Source organism: Flavobacterium sp. KBS0721 (genome assembly GCF_002007065.3).
Classification (GTDB): domain Bacteria; phylum Bacteroidota; class Bacteroidia; order Flavobacteriales; family Flavobacteriaceae; genus Flavobacterium; species Flavobacterium piscis.
Genome location: NZ_CP042170.1, coordinates 4,019,535 through 4,039,276 on the forward strand (window position 1 = coordinate 4,019,535; position 19,742 = coordinate 4,039,276).

Annotated in this window: 17 protein-coding genes; 14 read left to right on the forward strand and 3 right to left on the reverse strand. The window is 32.4% G+C overall.

Annotated elements, in window-relative coordinates; all coding sequences use genetic code 11:
- Positions 1 to 282: 282 nt before the first annotated feature.
- Positions 283 to 2,373: an LTA synthase family protein gene (locus B0M43_RS17270; RefSeq protein WP_078007135.1), complete on the reverse strand. Its 2,091-nt coding sequence runs from the start codon at positions 2,371 to 2,373 to the stop codon at positions 283 to 285.
- A 200-nt stretch (positions 2,374 to 2,573) separates the two neighbouring features.
- Between B0M43_RS17270 and B0M43_RS17275 the strand changes: the two genes are divergently transcribed.
- The 11 genes from B0M43_RS17275 (at position 2,574) to B0M43_RS17325 (ending at position 13,486) form a co-directional block, all read left to right on the forward strand.
- Positions 2,574 to 3,239, forward strand: coding sequence for a response regulator transcription factor (locus B0M43_RS17275; RefSeq protein WP_065450120.1), 666 nt, complete (start codon positions 2,574 to 2,576; stop codon positions 3,237 to 3,239).
- Positions 3,240 to 4,637, forward strand: a complete 1,398-nt coding sequence (locus B0M43_RS17280) for a HAMP domain-containing sensor histidine kinase (protein WP_078007134.1) — start codon at positions 3,240 to 3,242, stop codon at positions 4,635 to 4,637.
- A gap of 311 nt (positions 4,638 to 4,948) precedes the next feature.
- On the forward strand, positions 4,949 to 5,806 hold the full coding sequence (hisG, locus tag B0M43_RS17285; protein WP_065450122.1) for an ATP phosphoribosyltransferase: 858 nt from the start codon (positions 4,949 to 4,951) through the stop codon (positions 5,804 to 5,806).
- Between the two features lie 216 nt (positions 5,807 to 6,022).
- Entirely contained in the window at positions 6,023 to 7,306 is a 1,284-nt protein-coding gene (gene hisD / locus B0M43_RS17290) for a histidinol dehydrogenase (RefSeq protein ID WP_078007133.1), read from the forward strand.
- Positions 7,307 to 7,412: 106 nt separating this feature from the next.
- Positions 7,413 to 8,459 (forward strand): histidinol-phosphate transaminase, encoded by a 1,047-nt coding sequence (gene hisC, locus B0M43_RS17295; protein ID WP_078007132.1) that lies wholly within the window; start codon positions 7,413 to 7,415, stop codon positions 8,457 to 8,459.
- 108 nt (positions 8,460 to 8,567) lie between these two features.
- The gene (hisB, locus tag B0M43_RS17300; protein WP_078007131.1) at positions 8,568 to 9,704 is read left to right on the forward strand and encodes a bifunctional histidinol-phosphatase/imidazoleglycerol-phosphate dehydratase HisB; all 1,137 of its coding nucleotides are present in this window, start codon (positions 8,568 to 8,570) and stop codon (positions 9,702 to 9,704) included.
- A gap of 68 nt (positions 9,705 to 9,772) precedes the next feature.
- The gene (hisH, locus tag B0M43_RS17305) at positions 9,773 to 10,366 is read left to right on the forward strand and encodes an imidazole glycerol phosphate synthase subunit HisH (RefSeq protein WP_078007130.1); all 594 of its coding nucleotides are present in this window, start codon (positions 9,773 to 9,775) and stop codon (positions 10,364 to 10,366) included.
- Positions 10,367 to 10,484: 118 nt separating this feature from the next.
- Positions 10,485 to 11,210 carry a 1-(5-phosphoribosyl)-5-[(5-phosphoribosylamino)methylideneamino]imidazole-4-carboxamide isomerase gene (hisA, locus tag B0M43_RS17310; RefSeq protein ID WP_078007129.1) on the forward strand — a complete coding sequence of 242 codons (726 nt, stop codon included), beginning with the start codon at positions 10,485 to 10,487 and terminating at the stop codon, positions 11,208 to 11,210.
- Between the two features lie 103 nt (positions 11,211 to 11,313).
- Entirely contained in the window at positions 11,314 to 12,069 is a 756-nt protein-coding gene (gene hisF / locus B0M43_RS17315; RefSeq protein ID WP_078007584.1) for an imidazole glycerol phosphate synthase subunit HisF, read from the forward strand.
- Positions 12,070 to 12,147: 78 nt separating this feature from the next.
- Positions 12,148 to 12,750: a bifunctional phosphoribosyl-AMP cyclohydrolase/phosphoribosyl-ATP diphosphatase HisIE gene (gene hisIE / locus B0M43_RS17320; protein ID WP_371296051.1), complete on the forward strand. Its 603-nt coding sequence runs from the start codon at positions 12,148 to 12,150 to the stop codon at positions 12,748 to 12,750.
- Between the two features lie 130 nt (positions 12,751 to 12,880).
- Complete coding sequence (locus tag B0M43_RS17325) at positions 12,881 to 13,486, forward strand: hypothetical protein (RefSeq protein ID WP_078007127.1); 606 nt, start codon at positions 12,881 to 12,883, stop codon at positions 13,484 to 13,486.
- A gap of 173 nt (positions 13,487 to 13,659) precedes the next feature.
- Here B0M43_RS17325 and B0M43_RS17330 read toward each other — a convergent pair whose 3' ends face one another.
- Positions 13,660 to 14,415, reverse strand: coding sequence for a carbohydrate-binding family 9-like protein (locus B0M43_RS17330; RefSeq protein ID WP_078007583.1), 756 nt, complete (start codon positions 14,413 to 14,415; stop codon positions 13,660 to 13,662).
- A 109-nt stretch (positions 14,416 to 14,524) separates the two neighbouring features.
- On the opposite strand from B0M43_RS17330, the gene B0M43_RS17335 reads away from it, so the two are divergent.
- Together B0M43_RS17335 and B0M43_RS17340 are read left to right on the forward strand one after the other, a co-directional pair.
- Positions 14,525 to 16,180, forward strand: coding sequence for a M1 family metallopeptidase (locus tag B0M43_RS17335; RefSeq protein WP_078007126.1), 1,656 nt, complete (start codon positions 14,525 to 14,527; stop codon positions 16,178 to 16,180).
- Positions 16,181 to 16,481: 301 nt separating this feature from the next.
- Positions 16,482 to 16,688: a hypothetical protein gene (locus B0M43_RS17340; RefSeq protein WP_078007125.1), complete on the forward strand. Its 207-nt coding sequence runs from the start codon at positions 16,482 to 16,484 to the stop codon at positions 16,686 to 16,688.
- A gap of 169 nt (positions 16,689 to 16,857) precedes the next feature.
- On the opposite strand, the gene B0M43_RS17345 is transcribed toward B0M43_RS17340, so the two are convergent.
- Positions 16,858 to 18,402 carry a hypothetical protein gene (locus tag B0M43_RS17345; RefSeq protein ID WP_065450134.1) on the reverse strand — a complete coding sequence of 515 codons (1,545 nt, stop codon included), beginning with the start codon at positions 18,400 to 18,402 and terminating at the stop codon, positions 16,858 to 16,860.
- Between the two features lie 155 nt (positions 18,403 to 18,557).
- On the opposite strand from B0M43_RS17345, the gene B0M43_RS17350 reads away from it, so the two are divergent.
- Positions 18,558 to 19,733, forward strand: coding sequence for a 2-isopropylmalate synthase (locus tag B0M43_RS17350; RefSeq protein ID WP_065450135.1), 1,176 nt, complete (start codon positions 18,558 to 18,560; stop codon positions 19,731 to 19,733).
- Positions 19,734 to 19,742: the final 9 nt, after the last annotated feature.

Below are 19,742 nucleotides of genomic sequence, written 5' to 3' on the forward strand. Positions count from 1 at the left end.
TAAAGAAGCCTCAGATTCATTTGAATTTGAGGCTTTTTATTTTAATTAGGAGCTATTTCCTGCTATTCACTTGTATCTTTTATTTTTTTAAAGAAAAAAAATAAAAGGATACCGCTTCTATCAGGGCTATGGCATTCGTTTTCAAAAGATATTAATCTAAAAATAAAGACATAACAATTACATTATCAGAATAAAACCTGCGTAAATCAGTAATAATCCGCATGCCATTCTGCCCAAAGTTTTTGGAATTTGGAATTTAAATTTTGGATTTTCAACTTCAATCTACTTCTGATATTTCTTTCTCTTCAACATATCCGAAGCTGTTTGGTAAAAGGAGATGGTTTCATTTACCAAATCAGTTCTTTCCTTTTTCATGTATTTTTCGCTATAATCAATTTGATATTCAGGTGCAATACCGTCTTTTGGTTCTGGTTTCAACCTAAACTGTTTCACCTGTTGTTTGGGCGATAAAATTGTCAGTACATTATCTTTTATCAATCCCAGATCCTGATAAGTTGCAATAAAAGCACGTGGTTTGTAATCCGGTTTCAGCGCATCCTGACCAAAAAACTTACTTTCATAACTAAAATGCAATAATCCAAAAAGCGTTGGCATAAGATCAATTTGCGACATCAGTTTGTTGCATTTTTCAGGTTGGCCTGCTGGCTCATAAATAAAAGCAGGAATTCTGTATTTGTCCAACGGAAGTTGCGTTTTTCCTGCACTCGATGCACAATGATCTGCAACAATTACAAAAACAGTATTCTTAAACCAAGGCTGTTTACTTGCCATCGCAAAGAATTTTCGCAACGAATAATCAGTATATTTTACGCCGCCATTACGCGACTTAATATCACCCGGAATATCAATTTTATCATTAGGGTATGTAAATGGCCTGTGATTGCTTACTGTCATGATATGATTAAAGAAAGGCTTATTTTCCTTCGCTTCGGCATTCATTACTTTTATTGCTTTGTTGTACATATCTTCATCACAAACTCCCCAAACATTCTCAAAAGTGACTTCTTCAGGAGAAAAACTGGATTTGTCTACAATATCATAACCGTTTCCGGAATAGAAATCCTGCATATTATCAAAAAAAGCATCGCCGCCATACATGAATTTTACGCTGTATCCCCTTTGTTTAAAAATAGCTCCGGTCGAAAATTTATTTTTATTGTCTTCTCTTTTCAAAACACTTTCACCTGCAGTTGGCGGCAAGCATAAAGTAACCGCTTCCAGTCCGCGAACCGTTCTGTTTCCTGCCGCATAAAGATTAGTAAATACCAAACTTTTTTGAGCAAGACTGTCTAAAAAAGGAGTAATGTGTTCTTTATTTCCGTACATTTTCATGTAGTCTGCACTTAAACTTTCTATTGTAATCAATACTACATTTTTGTGATCTTCAAGCGAATCACTCGTAATTGTTCGTGTTGTGTTGTCTCCGGAAATAACAGGTAGTTGTTGTTTTAAAAGCTGAAATGCTTTTTTAGCCGGAAGTGTTTTATAAAATTTAAAATAATCTAGTTTATTGTTCTCAAAAGCAAGATAAAATTTATACAAACCATTAGCTTGTAGTTCATTAGTAAAAACATTTTTAGAGTTTTCAGTTTTTGCTAATGTAGGTATTGCTATCAAAGAGAGGATAAATAATACAAGATAGATTCCTGTAATTTTTATTTTCTCTAGTACAGACGGAATAGCATCGATATAATTTCGTGATCTTTTTACAATGAAATAAGTAAAAATTGCCGTTACCAGAAACAATACAGAAAATATAGGAACTACAGGATATGATTGCATGATATTCCCAATCACTTCATTCGTATAAATTAAATAATTTACAGCAATAAAATTGTATTTCACACCAAATTCATTCCAGAAAAAATACTCACTTATTCCGTTTTGAAGAATGAGCAAAACATATAGAAAAATGACAAAAGCAAATAGCCAGTATCTGAGTTTGTCTCTTAGTTTTGGTAGAAAAAGCAAAAGAGCAAAAAATGCTGTTTTAATTCCAATAAAGATCAAAATAATTCTGGGTAAAGCACCGCCGTATTCATCAAAAATACTTTTTCCTGAAGCTACGTAAAGAAACAAAGCTGCAAAAGCACTCAAAATGATATAACCTGAAGGTTTGTTGTATTTAGAGTTTGAAATAAAAATAAGATAAAGCCATAAGAAAACGCTTGCCACTATAAAAGTAAATACATCTGAAATAAGTCCTAAAGCAAAGATTTTCAGATACTCAGTAATACTAAAAGAACTTTGTGTAATCGGGTGAAGTATTAAAACAATTCGGAGTAAAAAGCTAATAATACAATAAAATACAGTGAGATTATAAAATGGAGAAAGCTTCTTGTAAAAATTCATTGGAATAATTTTTTTACAAAATTAATTGCGATAGATGAGTTCTGCATGAAGTTATGCTTTTACCTTGCTTAGTGTAAACTTAAAGTTTTCTTAAGATCATCTTGTTTTGGCTATTCTAATGGTTTTAAGCTATTTCTGAATAGTAAAATCTCTATCTTTGAATGATAAAATAAGATACAATCGTAATTAAAAAAGGACAAATGCATATTTTAATAGTCGAAGATGAGTTAGGAATTGTTCAGTTTTTGCAGCAAGGTTTGCAGGAAGAAGGCTATCAGATTACCACTGCAAATGATGGTTCTAAAGGTTTTGAATTGATTCAGAATCAGAAATTTGATTTGATTTTACTCGATTGGATGCTTCCTAAAATTAATGGTCTGGATTTGTGTAAGGCAATCAGAATAAAAGACCAAACCACGCCAATCATTTTTTTGACAGCAAAAGATACCGTTCAGGAAACGATAGAAGGTTTAAAAGCCGGAGCAAATGATTATATCAAAAAGCCTTTTAGTTTTGAAGAATTGGTAGAAAGAATAAAAATTCATTTTAGAAATCGTAAAGGTTCAGAAAGTTTAACTCTCGGAACCATCAAAATTGATTTATCAAAACATATTGTGCTTAAAAACGATGAAGAAGTAGCTTTGACGCAAAGAGAATTTGAATTATTGACTTATTTAATTCAGAACAAAGGAAAAGTTTGCACCCGAAATCAGATCTTAAAAGACGTTTGGGAGATTAATTTTGAATATGATACAGGGGTAATTGATGTTTTTATGAATGCCATTCGAAAAAAACTCAATTTAAAAATTGAAGAAGATTATATAAAAACCATTCGCGGCATTGGTTACATTGCAAACGACTTATAAATGATACAGCTTTCTTTTAAAAACAGAATTGCACTCAACTATATTATTACCACAGGTTTATTAATTGTAGTCGTTTTTTCGGTAATTTACTCTATTGTAAAACATACCGTTTACAATCATATTGATAAAAAAATAAAGGTTGAAATTGAGAATCATCTGGCTGAAATTAAAATAGTTAATGGTAAAGTAATCCTTATTGATGAAGAAGAATGGAATGAGCGCGAACACAATACAGTAGATGTAAATCCTGTATTTGTTGAATTTCTTGATGTAAATAAAAACATTATAGAAAAAGCGCCAAACCTTAAAACAAAAATACTGCCGTTTAATAATGCTGTAAAGGATTATGAATTATTTGATACTAAAATGGGCGATCATACTATCAGGCAAATTCAGGTTCCACTGCTCATTAAAAACAAAAAAATAGGATATATTATTGTAGCAATGTCTTTGGCAGATTCGAAAATGGTATTAAACAATTTGTTTGATATTATGATTTTGTCATTTTCAGCTATTTTGTTGTTGCTGTTTTTTATTGCCAGATTCTTTGCCGGCCGAAGTATAAAACCAATAAATGCCATTATAAATACTTCGAAAATTATAACGAAGGACAATTTGAAAACACGTATTGCGCTGCCTAAAACGAGAGACGAATTATACACACTTTCTAAAACAATAAACAATTTGCTTAACCGCATTGAAGATGCCATCGAACGCGAAAAACAATTCACTTCGGATGCATCTCACGAATTAAGAACGCCGCTTACAGTTATTAAAGGAACACTTGAAGTTTTAATTCGTAAACCCCGTGATAGTAAAGAATATGAAGAAAAAGTAAATTATTGTATCAAAGAGGTAGATCATTTAAATATGTTGGTAGATCAGTTGCTTTTAATGGCTCGTTTCGAGAATCAAAAACAAAATGTAAATACTGAATCTGTATACTTAAATGCTTTAATTCTGGATGTTTTGACTTTGAATTCTGAAAAAATAAAAAACAAAAACATCAACGTTAAATTTGATGCTGAACAAGATTATTACATTCAATCTGATAATTTTTTAGTGATTACGATTTTGAGAAATATTATTTCGAATGCAATTAAATACACCAATAATAGTGGAGAAGTTTTAATTTTACTTTCAAAACAAAACGGACAAATAATCTGTAAAATTTCAGATAGCGGAATCGGAATTGCAAAAGCAGATTTAGATTCTATTTCTAATCCTTTTTTTAGATCAAATTCTACGGATCATCCTGAAATTAAAGGAACTGGATTAGGCTTGTCTATTGTAAAAAGAACTACAGAATTACTTGGAATCAAGTTTACAATTGAAAGTGAAATTGAAGTAGGAACTACTGTCATTTTGGGTTTTAGCGAAAATATGAAAACGTTATAGTAAATTGAAAAAATGTAATAAAAATGGAATGTGAAATATTTTTTAACAATAAACTATCGTTAAGTTAAATAAAAAATAGCGCTTTTATGAAATTAACTATTATATTTGCAACCGAATCAAAGAATTATAAAACAAACCAAACAATGATTTCAAATCAATTACATCATCATCATTTTCATTATTGCTCTCAGGCGATGTGTTAATGGTATGCATGTAAATCATCATATTTTAAAACCCGTTTGAGTACATCAAGCGGGTTTTTTAATTCCAATTCTTTGTACTCAAACTATTAATCAGCAAACAACTAAAAAATGAGTACTTTAAAAATTGCAATTCAAAAATCAGGACGTTTAAACGAAGACAGCATTCAAATCTTAAAAGATTGCGGTATTTCGATCAACAACGGAAACGATCAGTTAAAAGCAGAAGCTTCCAATTTTCCTTTAGAAGTTTTATACTTGAGAAATTCAGACATTCCTCAGTATTTAATTGACGGAGTAGTAGATTTAGCCATTGTAGGCGATAATTTATTAGTAGAAAAAGGAAAACATATCGAAGTAATTCAGAAACTTGGATTCTCTAAATGCAAAGTTTCAGTAGCTGTTCCTAAAACTTTCGAATACAATTCTATTCAGGATTTAGCAGGTTTACGAATCGCGACTTCTTATCCAAATACCGTTAACGAATATTTCAATTCTTTCGGGTTAACAGTTGATATTCACCAAATTTCAGGTTCTGTAGAAATTGCGCCCAACATTGGTCTTGCCGATGCGATTGTAGATATCGTTTCTAGTGGAAGCACTTTGTTCAAAAACAATTTAAGAGAAGTTGAAGTGATCTTGAAAAGTGAAGCTGTATTAGCGGTTTCACCAAAAGTTTCTCCGGAAATTCAGAAACACATCGATACATTAAAATTCAGAATTCAATCGGTTTTAAGAGCGAGAAATTCAAAATACATTTTGATGAACGTTCCAAACGATAAAATTGATGAAATCGGAAAAATTTTACCAGTTTTAAGAAGTTTAACTGTTTTGCCATTAGCACAGGAAGGTTGGAGTAGTGTTCACTCCGTAATCGATAAAGATACTTTTTGGGATGTAATAGACAAATTAAAAGAGGCTGGAGCCGAAGGAATTTTAGTTTGCCCAATTGAGAAAATGGTTCTTTAGAAGGAAATTCCAGTTTTTTTAAATTCCAAATTCCAATTGAAATAAAAGTCCAATATAAAAATTCCAAATCCCAAACTTCGACAACAGCTTTGCGAACTTAATTAACGTTTTTAAAAGTAAGAATACTAAAAAACCTTGCGCTCTTTGCGGTTAAAAAAACACAAAGCATTGGAATTTGTAATTTAAAAAATTGGAATTTATAAATTAATAACAATTATGAATAAGATAGACAATCCAAAACCAGATACCTGGTCAGAAATATTAAAAAGACCAACCAAAACGATCGATGATATCGAAGTTACGGTAAAAGAAATTTTTAAAGAAGTACAGAAAAAAGGTGATGAAGCAGTTGCTAAATACACTTCAATCTTTGACGGAATCACTTTAGACAATTACGAAGTTACTCCACAAGAAATTGAAGATGCTATCAATTCAATTTCAGATGAATTGAAGCAGTCAATTCAATTAGCTAAATCAAATATATTAAAGTTTCACACCGCTCAAAAAACAGATCGAATTTCAGTTGAAACCATTGAAGGGGTAAATTGTTGGCAGGAAAAGAGACCAATTCAAAAAATTGGTTTATACATTCCGGGTGGAACGGCGCCTTTGTTTTCTACGGTCTTAATGCTGGCAGTTCCAGCAGAAATTGCGGGTTGCAAAGAAATAGTTTTGTGTTCACCTCCGGATAAAACAGGAAAAATAAATCCGGCGATTTTATATACCGCCAATTTGTGCGGTGTAACCAAAATATTAAAAGTAGGCGGAATTCAGGCAATTGCAGGAATGACATTTGGAACACAATCCATTCCGAAAGTGTATAGAATTTTCGGACCAGGAAACCAATTTGTAACAGTAGCAAAACAATTAGCAACACAATTTGGAGTAGCAATCGATATGCCGGCCGGACCGTCAGAATTATTAATTGTAGCTGATGATACTGCGGTTCCGGCATTCGTAGCATCAGATTTATTATCTCAGGCAGAACACGGAACCGACAGTCAGGTAATTTTGGTTTCAACTTCAAACAAGTTGATTGATGCTGTTGAAAAAGAAATTCAAATTCAGATTGAAGAACTTCCGAGAAAAGCAATTGCAAAAAAAGCGATTGAAAATTCGAAATTGATTTATGTTGAAAATGATCAGATTGCATTGGAATTAATCAATGAGTATGGACCGGAACACTTTATAATCTGTTCGGAATTTGATGATTTCTATTGCAACGGAATCGTAAATGCCGGTTCGGTTTTTATTGGAAATTACACACCGGAAAGTGCTGGAGATTACGCTTCGGGAACGAATCATACGTTACCAACAAACGGATACGCTAAGAATTATAGCGGTGTAAATCTGGATAGTTTCATGAAATCAATGACATTTCAAAAAATATCAGAAAAAGGAATCCTAAACATCGGAAAAGCAATTGAAGTTATGGCTGAAGCCGAAGGGTTGCAGGCTCATAAAAATGCTGTAACGCTTAGATTAAAGAGTATAGAGTAAAGAAAATAGAGTCAAGAAGCAAGAAGCAAGAGAAAGGGAGTTAAAAGTATAGGTTTAAATCTTGCTTCTTGCCTCTTGATTCTTTCTTCTCCTTAAAACAAAAAAAATGGAATTCAATATAAATACAATAACACGCGAAAACGTGAAAACATTAAAACCTTACTCTTCTGCACGAGATGAGTTTGAGGATTTTGATACTGCTGAAATGATTTTTTTGGATGCCAATGAAAATCCATTTCAAAATGGTGTAAATCGTTATCCGGATCCACAACAAAGTTCGGTAAAAGCGATTTTAGCGAAGAATAATAACGTAAAATCAAGTCAGATTTTACTTGGGAACGGAAGTGATGAAGTTTTAGATTTGCTATTTAGAGCTTTTTGTGAACCTAAAGTTGATAATATTATTTCATTGCCGCCCACGTACGGAATGTACAGTGTTCTGGCGAACATTAATGCAGTAGAAAATAGAGAAGTTTTGCTTTCAACAGATTTTCAGCCACAAGTGGAGAAAATTTTAGAAGCCGTAGATGAAAACACGAAAATCATTTTTTTATGTTCTCCAAATAATCCAACAGGAAATTCTTTTAGTGATGAAAGCGTGGTGAAATTACTTCAAAACTTTAAAGGTTTGGTTGTAATTGACGAAGCTTATATTGACTTTTCGGATAAAGAAAGCTGGTTGACAGAAATGGATGAATATCCAAATTTAGTAATTACACAAACGCTTTCAAAAGCGTATGGTTTAGCTGGAATTCGTTTGGGAATTTGTTATGCATCTGCAGCTGTAATTTCAGTTTTAAATAAAATTAAACCACCTTACAATGTAAATGAATTGACACAACAGAGAGCAATTTCTCGTTTGAATGATTCTAATAAAATTAAAAAGGAAATAGTTTCTATTATAGAGCAAAGAGAGTTATTACTTAAAGTTTTACTTGATGTAAGTTTTGTTGAAAAAGTGTATCCAACAGAAGCTAATTTTATTTTGGTGAAAGTAGATAATGCCAATAAAAGATATGATGAATTAATTGCAAAAGGAATTGTAATTCGTAACAGAACAACGCAGCCTTTATGTGAAAATTGCCTGCGTTTTACGATTGGAATTCCAGAAGAAAATGCAGTTTTGATTAAAGAATTGAAGTTATTAAGATAGAAGAAAGATTATAGAGCAAAGAAGAAGGAAAAAATTGAAAGAGCTTTTTGGATAGAATTAAAAGTCTATTTTCTTTACTCTTTTTTCTTTATTCTCAAAAAATAAAATATGAAAAAAGTACTTTTTATCGATCGTGATGGAACGATTGTTTTAGAACCAGAAAATTTACAATTAGACAGTTTGGATAAATTGGAATTTTATCCAAAAGCGTTTCAATATTTGGCAAAAATCGCCAGTGAATTAGATTACGAATTAGCGATGGTTACCAATCAGGACGGATTGGGAACGGATAGTTTTCCGGAAGATACGTTTTGGCCTACGCAGAATTTCATTCTAAAAACCTTTGAAAATGAAGGCGTTTTATTTGATGATATTTTTGTGGACAGGTCTTTTCCTGAAGATAATGCGCCAACACGCAAGCCAAGAACGGGAATGCTGACGAAATATTTGAATAATCCGGAATATGATTTGGCAAATTCGTTTGTATTAGGAGATCGTTTGACCGATGTAGAATTGGCAAAAAATTTGGGTGCAAAAGCAATTTTCATGAATTTGACAGATGGATTTGGGACTAATGAAATTTCGTTAAAACGTGAAGAATTAAACAATACGATTATCCTGCAAACAACAGATTGGAAAAGAATTTATGAGTTTTTGAAGTTAGAAGCACGTTCGGCATCAATCACACGTAAAACCAATGAGACCGATATTTTTATTGATCTAAATCTGGACGGAACCGGAAAAAGTAAAATCGAAACCGGAATAGCATTTTTTGATCATATGTTAGACCAAATTTCACGTCACGGTCAAATGGACTTGGAAATCCTAGTAAAGGGTGATTTAGAAGTGGATGAACACCACACGATTGAAGATACTGCTATTGCTTTAGGAGAAGTTTTTGCAAAAGCACTCGGAAATAAACTAGGAATCGAGCGTTACGGATTCTGTCTTCCAATGGACGATTGCTTAGCACAAGTTGCCATTGATTTTGGAGGAAGAAACTGGTTGGTTTGGGAAACCGAATTTAAACGTGAAATGGTAGGTAAAATGCCAACAGAAATGTTTTATCACTTTTTTAAATCCTTCTCAGATGGTGCCAAAGCGAATATCAATATAAAAGCAGAAGGAACGAACGAGCATCATAAAATTGAAGCGATTTTTAAAGCTTTCGCGAAAGCAATAAAAGTAGCGGTAAAAAGAGATACAGAAAAAATGATTTTGCCTTCGACGAAAGGAATGTTGTAAAACGCTATAAGCAATAGGCGATAGGCAATAAGCCTAAAGCTTACGGCTTAAAGCTTAAAGCTTTTTTAATGAAAATAGTAATTATAAATTACGGCGCAGGAAATATTCAGAGCATAATGTTTGCTATTGAAAGGCTTGGTTTTAAAGCTGTTTTGAGTAATAATCCCGAAGAAATTCAACAAGCTGATAAAGTGATTTTTCCCGGAGTTGGCGAGGCAAGTTCGGCAATGAAAAAACTTAAGGAAAGCGGTTTAGATAGTTTGATTCCGACTTTGAAACAACCTGTTTTTGGAATTTGTCTTGGTATGCAATTGATGTGCAAATCATCTGAAGAAGGTAATACCAAAGGTTTAGGTATTTTTGATGTTGATGTAATTAAATTCACTTCAAAAGTAAAAGTGCCACAAATGGGATGGAATCAGATTTATGGTTTAAAATCGGATTTATTTAAAGGTATTTCTGAAAATGAATTCATGTATTTGGTTCATAGTTTTTACGCTCCAAATTGCTCCGAAGCGATTGCAATAACGAATTATGAATTAGAATACGCATCAGCATTGCAAAAAGATAATTTTTACGGAACGCAATTTCATCCGGAAAAAAGTGGGGCTGTTGGGGAGAAAATACTAGAGAATTTCCTTAAATTAAATTCCAAAGAATAAATTCCAATAACAATATCAAAGATCAATTTCAATCAAAATATCAATTTTAGAAAATCAGGAATAAGCGATTTTTAAAATAATCTAAAATCTGAACTCTAAAAATCTAAAATATTAAAAAATGAGAATAATACCAGCCATAGATATCATTGACGGAAAATGTGTTCGTTTGTCAAAAGGCGATTACGATACGAAGATAATCTACAATGAAAACCCGCTTGAAGTCGCGAAATCCTTCGAGGCACATGGAATCGAATATTTACATTTAGTAGATCTTGACGGTGCGAAATCAAGCAAAATTGTCAATTATAAAATTTTGGAACAAATTGCGACACAAACAAGTCTGCAAATTGATTTTGGTGGAGGTTTAAAATCCGATGATGATTTAAGAATCGCTTTTGAAAGCGGTGCAAGTCAGATTACTGGCGGAAGTATTGCTGTAAAAAACAGAGCAATTTTTGAAAAATGGATTTCTGAATATGGCTCAGAAAAAATCATCTTAGGCGCTGATGCTAAAGACGAAAAAGTTGCAATTTCAGGCTGGCTGGAAGATTCAGATGAAGATTTGATACCATTTATTCAGGAATATCAAATGAAAGGAATTCAGTATGTTATTTGCACTGATATTGCCAAAGACGGAATGCTTGAAGGGCCAAGTTTTGATTTGTACGGCAAGATTTTGAAAGAAGCAAATGGAATAAAACTAATTGCTTCCGGCGGAATTTCAACTTTCGATGAATTGCCAAAATTAGCACATTTAGGATGTGAAGGAACAATTATAGGAAAAGCGATTTATGAGGGAAGAATTAGCTTGAAACAACTTGAAAATTATATTTTAAATAAATAGATTATTTCGCAAAGATGCACAAAGTAAAGCACGAAGATTCGGTAAAAAAATCTTTGTGAATCTCTGTGAAATCTTCGTGAATCTCTGTGAAACAACTAAAAAAATGCTTGCAAAAAGAATCATTCCTTGTTTGGATATAAAAAACGGAAGAACCGTAAAAGGCGTTAACTTTGTTGACTTGCGCGATGCGGGCGATCCAGTAGAATTGGCTGAGATTTACTCCGCTGAAGGTGCAGACGAATTGGTTTTTCTGGATATTTCAGCAACTGAAGAACGTCGTAAAACCTTGGTAAATATGGTGCGCAGTGTGGCTGAGAAAATCAATATTCCGTTTACGGTTGGTGGTGGAATCTCATCTGTTGAAGACGTTGAAATTCTGTTGAATAATGGAGCTGATAAAGTTTCAATTAATTCATCGGCAGTAAAAAATCCGCAATTAATTAATGATTTGGCACAGAAATTTGGAAGTCAATGTGTTGTTGTCGCAATCGATGCCAAACAAATTGATGGACAATGGATTGTGCATTTAGTTGGCGGAAAAGTTCCAACTGAGTTAAATTTATTCGATTGGGCTGTAGAAGTTGCAGAACGTGGTGCGGGAGAAATTTTATTCACATCTATGGATAACGACGGAACTAAAAATGGCTTTGCGAATGAAGCTTTGGCGAAACTTTCAGAATTGATCAATATTCCTATTATTGCCTCGGGTGGAGCAGGAAATATTCAGCATTTTGTAGATTCTTTTAAAGTTGGAAAAGCAGACGCGGCTTTAGCAGCAAGTGTTTTTCACTTTAAAGAAATCGAAATCAAAGCTTTGAAGGAGGAATTGAGAAAGAATGATATTGAGGTCAGGCTTTAGATAATAGAATCAAGAGTCAAGAAGCAAGAAACTAAATAAAGAGATCAGTAATCTAAAATCTGAACTCTAAAATCTAAAATAAATATGAACATAGATATTAAAAGCTCACACGGATTAATTCCGGCAATAATTCAGGATTCAGAAACAAAAAATGTTTTGATGTTGGGATATATGAATGAAGAATCACTTCAGAAAACAATAGAAACCCAAAAAGTTACTTTTTTCAGCCGTTCAAAACAAAGACTTTGGACAAAAGGCGAGGAGAGTGGTAATTTTTTAGAATTGGTCAATATTAAAAATGATTGCGACGGCGATACACTTTTGATTCAGGCGAAACCTGTTGGACCAACTTGTCACACAGGCGCAGATACTTGCTGGCAGGAAGAAAACAAAGAAAATTATGGCTTCATTTCAAGCTTAGAAAAAACAATTGCAACTCGTAGAGAAAATGCTGATTCTGAGAAGAGTTATGTAGCTTCGTTATTTGAAAAAGGAATCAACAAAATTGCACAAAAAGTTGGTGAAGAAGCTGTAGAAGTAGTTATTGAGGCCAAAGATGATAATGACGATTTATTTTTAAGCGAAAGTGCTGATTTATTGTTTCACTATTTGATTTTATTGCAGGCAAAAGGCTTTCAGTTGAATGATGTTGTGAATGTTTTGAAGAAACGCCAAAAGTAGTTTAAGGTATTTTCTATACAATCTTGTCAGACTGAGCGAAGTCGAAATCCCATTTGCTAAATCACTTTCCGGGACTTCGACTTCGCTCAGTCTGATAAAAATTATTACTTTAGCTAAAAGCAATAATTTTATGAAACTATTTTTATACCTGTTTTTATTTTTGTTTCCAACATTAAACTACGGATTCAAAAAACATGAATTGCCCTATTCAATTGTTATTTCAAAAGCAGAGTTAATTGTGGATGGAACCATTTCTAAAGTTTCAAAAAATGAATATGAATTTACAATAAATCAGTTTGTAAAAGGAAATTCACCTTTAAAAATTAAGGTTCAAATCTGGAAGGAATGGATTTGTGATCCAAGAATAAAAGAGTTAAAATCTGGTCAAAGATTAATTTTGTTTTTAGAAAAAAGTGCTTATGGGAGTTTTAGTCCAATTAATGATAGCACTGGAGAGATATACATTGATAATGATTCTTTTATAAACATATTTCTCCCTAAAGAGTTTACTAATCCTAAAGTTTTAAAGGAAGGAATTTCTATGTTTTTACAAACTTATAAAGTTTATGGAGATTTAAATGATAGGTTCTTACAAAACATTCATATTCAATCCAATAAATCTATATTTGAAATTTATAAAATGAAAGAAGATAATAAAGTTTTTAGATTTTTAGTGGGTAACGATGTGCATTATTCTGAAGTTAAATTTAATTTGATACCACAGTTTATCAATTAAAGATTAGAAAAAAGTACTTCACAAATACAAATTCCGGTTTATTAAATCACTTTGCGGGACTTCGACTTAGCTCAGCGTGCTAAAAATTTCTATTAATAAAAAAGAATAAAAAATCCGTGTAAGATCCGCGTCTTCGCGTAGCGAATCCGTTTCATCTGTGTGCCATCTTAACGCTACTCCACAAACTCAAAAACCGCAAATTCATCTGGTTGGTGAAATCCATGTTTTAAACTTTTATAATACTGTAATGCAAGATATTCGGTTGTGTTACCGTAATCAATTCTAAAAGCATTTCCTTTCCATTTTGTTCCAACTTTTGGTGGTGTAAAATTGCCATTTTTGATGGTTTGCAAACTCGAAAAGGGAATTTTAATTTCGGTAGTATAACCTTCGGGAGTTATTATACTAATAGCTTCTAATTCTTTAATATCAAAATTCATGTTGGTATTCCAGCCGCCACAATTTGAAGAAATACATTTCAGCAATAAATCATAATTAGAGGAAAAAGCATTTACTCCAATTTCTATATAATTTTGACCATCGCCATCAGGATCGATAAAAAACTCTACTAAATCATCTGAATTAAAAATTGGAGCATCTTTTTTTTGAGCTGTCCCAATTATTTTAGAATCATCAGAACGGTAGGCGATATATAAATTTTGATCATTCCACGAAAGTGAAACAAAGGTATGCTGACTGGCGCTTTCTCCGGAATTATGAATTACAAATGGTCCTGAAAAAGGCGCTTTCCAATCTGATAAATCACCATCGATAGTGATTTTTTCGGTTGTTTTGTAAATGGAGTGTGTTTGTGAATATGCTATTCCGGAACCAATCAAGCCTATAAATAAAAATAATAAACCGTGTTTCATAAGCGAATTGTATGCTAAATTACTGAAGCTAAAATAGACAAGAATAATTGATTTCATACTAAAAAATTCCATGTTTAAATTAAACTAAAACTGTTTGAAAATGTTTAATTTTGAAAAGTTAAGTTTCTGTTTTCAGGAAATCTATTTTAAAATCATACTATACCTTATGAAAAAACTCTTCTTTGGCGTTTCTATCGCTTTTTTAATTGGTTTTACGGCCAAAGCACAAGGACTTATGAATAAGTCTGAAACAGTTTTTAAACATCAGGATACTTTGCGCGGCAGCATTACAAAAGAAAGAGCGTGGTGGGATTTAAAATATTATCACTTAGATGTAAAAGTAAATCCAAAAGAGAAAACGATCACCGGTTCAAATACTGTTCGTTATACTGTTTTAACAGAGTCTGATAAAATGCAAATTGATTTGCAGGAACCAATGAAAATTACGAAAGTAACCCAGAATGGGAAAGAATTAAAATTTGAGCGGGACGGGAATGCTTTTTTTATTACTTTAAATGAAAAACAAAAAGTAGGAGAGACCAAAGAGATTGTAATTTCATTTGGAGGAAAACCAAAAGAAGCTGTAAATCCACCTTGGGATGGCGGAATTACATGGAAAAAGGATAAAAACGGAAAAGATTTTATTGCTTCGTCTTGTCAGGGATTAGGTGCCAGCGTTTGGTGGCCAAACAAAGATCATATGTATGATGAAGTAGAAAATATGCTGATCAGCGTAAATGTTCCTGGAGATTTAACGGATGTTTCAAACGGAAGATTACAAAGCATTAAAAAAGAAAAAGACGGAACAAAAACTTTTAATTGGTATGTTTCTAACCCAATTAATAATTACGGCGTAAACATTAATATAGGTGATTATGTTAACTTTTCTGAGAAATTTAAAGGAGAAAAAGGAGATTTAGATTGTAGTTACTATGTTTTGAGTTATAATTTGGCTTTGGCCAAAGAACAATTCAAAGATGCTCCAAAAATGCTAAAAGCTTTTGAAAACTGGTTTGGACCTTATCCGTTTTACGAAGACAGTTATAAATTGGTCGAAGCTCCTTACTTAGGTATGGAACATCAAAGCAGTGTAACTTACGGAAATGGCTATAAAAATGGTTATTTAGGTCGTGATTTAAGCGGAACCGGTTGGGGACTAAAATTTGATTTTATCATTATTCACGAATCCGGACACGAATGGTTTGCCAATAATATCACCTATAAAGATATTGCTGATATGTGGGTACACGAAAGTTTTACCAACTATTCTGAAAGCCTTTTTCTTGAATATTATTACGGAAAAGATGCAGCTGCAGAGTATATTATTGGATGCAGAAAAGGTATCAGAAATGATAAACCTATTATTGGAAATTATGATGTAAATAATGAAGGATCAGGTGATATGTATCCAAAAGGAGCAAGTATGCTGCATATGATGCGTCAGGTTATCAATGACGATGCAAAATGGAAATCTATTTTAAGAGGTTTAAATAGTACTTTTTATCATCAAACCGTTACGGGAAAGCAAATCCAGGATTACATCAATACACAATCCGGAATTAACTTTAACAGGGTTTATGCGCAATATTTGACTACAACACAAATTCCTGTTTTTGAATATATGTTTAAAGATGGAAGTTTTGGCTATCACTGGACAAATTGTGTTGCCAAATTTGATATGCCGGTAAAAGTAACGCTAAACGGTGAAGAGATTTGGTTAAAACCAACTACCGAATGGAAATCAGAAAAAACGTATAATGAAAACAGAAAAGTAGAAGTGAGTAAAGATTTTTATGTTACGACTTCTAATATTGTGGAATAACTTTTTTTGAAATTCAAAAATTTTTGAAATCCCAAATTCCAATTGATTGGAGTTTGGGATTTTTTTTATCTGGATATCTTCACGCAAATACCTTTTTCAAAGTTGGATCGCAAGCCATTTGGAATTTGGATTTTAAAATTTGATTTTTTCTATATTGAATTCCCTACTAATGTTAATTATATGAAATGTACGAATATTACCGTTTTATTTTTCTATTTTAGATTGTATTAATTTGATAATGAATGAGTAAAGCGTAATCCGAAAAGCTTAAGAGTAGGAAAACAAATCAAATCAAACTATTATGAAAAATTTAAAAAACCTAAAAAACGTTGAAATTCTTAGTAAAAATGCTCAAAAGTTAATTTTTGGCGGCGGACTTCCGTATGTAAATCCAACAATTGGATTATGCGACAGATTATGTGGCGAAGCCGGAGGAGTTATTTCGAATACACCGGGTAGAGGAGATGTTTGTCTGGCAGGAACTTCCACTTGTTGTTATTGTAGATAAAAAAGTACTAAAAATTAATCTAACACGTTTTTAAAAAATGTTAGGTTTGTTGTCTGTGGTCAATCTTTTCATTCACACAGAGGAGAAATGACAAAAATCCTGAAAAGATTTTAATCTTTTCAGGATTTTTATTGGAATTTGGAATTTTGAAGAATTTGGAATTTCACCTTCATCGACTATTCAACTTTGCCTTTTCCTTAATGATATCAGCAATTTTTCGATTCTCAATTTTACTTTCAAGCCACGAAATAATATCTAAATAAAGAAAAGCTCTTTTTTCATAAGTATTCTTTTCTAATTCAATAAAACGCAAACGCATTTTGATGAATTCTTTTTTGATATCTGCAGGATATAAGTTGTTCAGATTTCTTAAAAACTTGATAATTTCCTTTTGAACCTCATGAAGGTCATTCATTTTTATTAGAAACTTATAAGTGTTTTTAAGATGATTTTCAAGGTAATAATCTTTTCCTAATTCATAATGTGCAATTAAAGACAAGAGCCTTGCAAAACACATCAAATCTTCCCGCATTGATAAGTTTTTATTATTAATGATTTTATCCAGATAAAGAATGCATTCATTATACTTTTCGCTTCCAAAATAAATAGAGGCAATTTTGTAGAAAAACAACATTTCGTGATGTTCATCCAGATGTTCGCTGTGTATTTTAATCTTCTCTAAAATCTCAGGAATCAAATATTCGCTTTCTGCAAAAGTACCTTCAAGAATATGTAGGTTTAATTTATTATTATATACATATAAAAATGATAGTGATGCAATGTTATCGTTTACAGGAAATTTTTCATCCTGAATGGTTTCTTCTAAAAGCGATAGATATTTTTTAAAATTTGACTTGTACTTCAGCATATAAAGTGATTCCAAAAAGTAATGATTTCCTTTTAGAAAAAATACCGGATTCTGGTAAATCATATTAGGATTGCCGTAAAACAATGTCACCCATTTATAGGCATATTTATAACTTGCCAGGAAGTCCTGTACCAAAAAACTACGCCATAAATTAGCGTTATAAAACCAATATTTTTCACGAAAACCAAACTTGCTTTCGTCTAATTTGGCAATATGTTTGTTGAAATAATCATCAATATATTTATATTCCTCATCATTCTTTACATAACCTGTCTTAAGCATGATTCCATAAAGCTGAAGCGATAAATTTGATAGTTTGCTTGAAATTGTATTTCGATAGTTTAATTCCTTGGCCTGAATAACCAATTCGTCAGCACGTCCCTGAATACTTCGGGTAATATATTGTGATTCGATCAATTTTTCGAACTCTACAATTTCATACGCCATATATTTTTCATCATTTTCCAGCGCAATGATTTTTGTTTTATCCAGAATCTTTAAACTCTGTTTATACAAACCTTTATTATATAAAATACCGGCAAAATCTATTTGTTCGCGCAATTGATAACGAATGTTCTGGCTCGGAATATTCAGTCGAATACTTACCAGAATTTGTTTGTATAAGTATGATTTTAAGTTAGATAACTGTACTTTTTTAATGATGCCGCTCTTAAGAATAAGCTTTTCATCATAGTTTTCAGACTTATCTAAAATATTGAATAATTCGATGAATTTCGTATTTGAACTCGTCTCTAAACGGCTTGCAAAAATCTTAAACTGTCTTTTTTCGGATTTAGAAAGCGATTTTATTAATACAAATAAGAAATCTTTTTGATGGTTAGCCATTGTAAAATATAATAGTGTAACTTATTGGTTTTTAGTTGTTTAATACGTTATAAATTGCTTTATGAACAGTATAATTTCATTAAAATGAATTTCGTACTGAAGAAGTACAATATATATTTGTTATCAAGATGTGAAATTACATTAAATAAATGAATATGAATAGAGAGAAAGTTCAAATTTTTGACACCACTTTGCGCGACGGTGAACAAGTTCCAGGATGTAAGTTAGATACTAAGCAAAAATTAGTTATCGCAGAACGACTTGATAAAATGGGAGTTGACGTTATCGAAGCAGGTTTTCCTGTCTCAAGTCCGGGCGATTTTTTATCGGTCTCTGAGATTTGTAAAATCGTAGAAAACGCCACTGTCTGCGGACTAACAAGAGCCGTAAAAAACGACATTGATGTTGCTGCAGCTGCCTTAAAGTATGCTAAAAGACCTAGAATCCACACCGGAATCGGAACATCTGAATCTCATATTCTTCATAAATTAAATACCACAAGAGAAGATATTATTGCCAGAGCAAAATTTGCTGTGTCACACGCAAAATCTTATGTAGAAGACGTTGAGTTTTATGCAGAAGATGCCGGCAGAACTGATAACGCTTTCCTTGCAAAAGTTTGTGAAGAAGTGATTAAATCAGGTGCTACAGTACTAAATATCCCTGATACAACAGGATATTGCTTACCGGAAGAATACGGGGCAAAAATTAAATATCTAAAAGAAAACGTAAAAGGAATCGAAAACGTAATCCTTTCATGTCACTGTCATAATGATTTAGGAATGGCAACTGCAAACTCTATTGCAGGTGCGATAAATGGAGCAAGACAAATAGAATGTACTATTAATGGTATTGGAGAAAGAGCAGGGAACACCGCTCTTGAAGAGGTGGTAATGATTTTTAAACAACATCCTTACTTAAATCTTGACACAAACATTAATACAAGAGAATTGAATGAAATGAGCCGATTAGTTTCTGAAAGTATGGGAATGATCGTGCAGCCTAATAAAGCTATTGTTGGAGCAAATGCTTTTGCACACAGTTCAGGAATTCACCAGGATGGTGTAATCAAAAACAGGGCAACTTACGAGATTATGGATCCGCTTGACGTGGGTGTGAATGAATCATCTATTATTTTGACAGCAAGAAGCGGAAGAGCTGCTTTGGCTTACCGTGCTAAAAAAGTAGGTTACGAGCTTACAAAAGTACAATTAGACATTGTGTATATTGAATTTTTGAAGTTTGCTGATATTAAAAAAGAAGTGATAGACGCAGATATTCATCAAATTATTGAGGCTTCAAAAATTGAAGGTGATTTAATCAGAAGTTAATTAAAAGAG

Excerpts from the sequence above, each read along its gene's own strand:
- B0M43_RS17270 (WP_078007135.1), bottom strand. The coding sequence starts at position 2,373 with ATGAATTTTTACAAGAAGCTTTCTCCATTTTATAATCTCACTGTATTT.
- B0M43_RS17275 (WP_065450120.1), top strand. The coding sequence starts at position 2,574 with ATGCATATTTTAATAGTCGAAGATGAGTTAGGAATTGTTCAGTTTTTG.
- B0M43_RS17280 (WP_078007134.1), top strand. The coding sequence starts at position 3,240 with ATGATACAGCTTTCTTTTAAAAACAGAATTGCACTCAACTATATTATT.
- hisG (WP_065450122.1), top strand. The coding sequence starts at position 4,949 with ATGAGTACTTTAAAAATTGCAATTCAAAAATCAGGACGTTTAAACGAA.
- hisD (WP_078007133.1), top strand. The coding sequence starts at position 6,023 with ATGAATAAGATAGACAATCCAAAACCAGATACCTGGTCAGAAATATTA.
- hisC (WP_078007132.1), top strand. The coding sequence starts at position 7,413 with ATGGAATTCAATATAAATACAATAACACGCGAAAACGTGAAAACATTA.
- hisB (WP_078007131.1), top strand. The coding sequence starts at position 8,568 with ATGAAAAAAGTACTTTTTATCGATCGTGATGGAACGATTGTTTTAGAA.
- hisH (WP_078007130.1), top strand. The coding sequence starts at position 9,773 with ATGAAAATAGTAATTATAAATTACGGCGCAGGAAATATTCAGAGCATA.
- hisA (WP_078007129.1), top strand. The coding sequence starts at position 10,485 with ATGAGAATAATACCAGCCATAGATATCATTGACGGAAAATGTGTTCGT.
- hisF (WP_078007584.1), top strand. The coding sequence starts at position 11,314 with ATGCTTGCAAAAAGAATCATTCCTTGTTTGGATATAAAAAACGGAAGA.
- B0M43_RS17325 (WP_078007127.1), top strand. The coding sequence starts at position 12,881 with ATGAAACTATTTTTATACCTGTTTTTATTTTTGTTTCCAACATTAAAC.
- B0M43_RS17330 (WP_078007583.1), bottom strand. The coding sequence starts at position 14,415 with ATGAAATCAATTATTCTTGTCTATTTTAGCTTCAGTAATTTAGCATAC.
- B0M43_RS17335 (WP_078007126.1), top strand. The coding sequence starts at position 14,525 with ATGAAAAAACTCTTCTTTGGCGTTTCTATCGCTTTTTTAATTGGTTTT.
- B0M43_RS17340 (WP_078007125.1), top strand. The coding sequence starts at position 16,482 with ATGAAAAATTTAAAAAACCTAAAAAACGTTGAAATTCTTAGTAAAAAT.
- B0M43_RS17345 (WP_065450134.1), bottom strand. The coding sequence starts at position 18,402 with ATGGCTAACCATCAAAAAGATTTCTTATTTGTATTAATAAAATCGCTT.
- B0M43_RS17350 (WP_065450135.1), top strand. The coding sequence starts at position 18,558 with ATGAATAGAGAGAAAGTTCAAATTTTTGACACCACTTTGCGCGACGGT.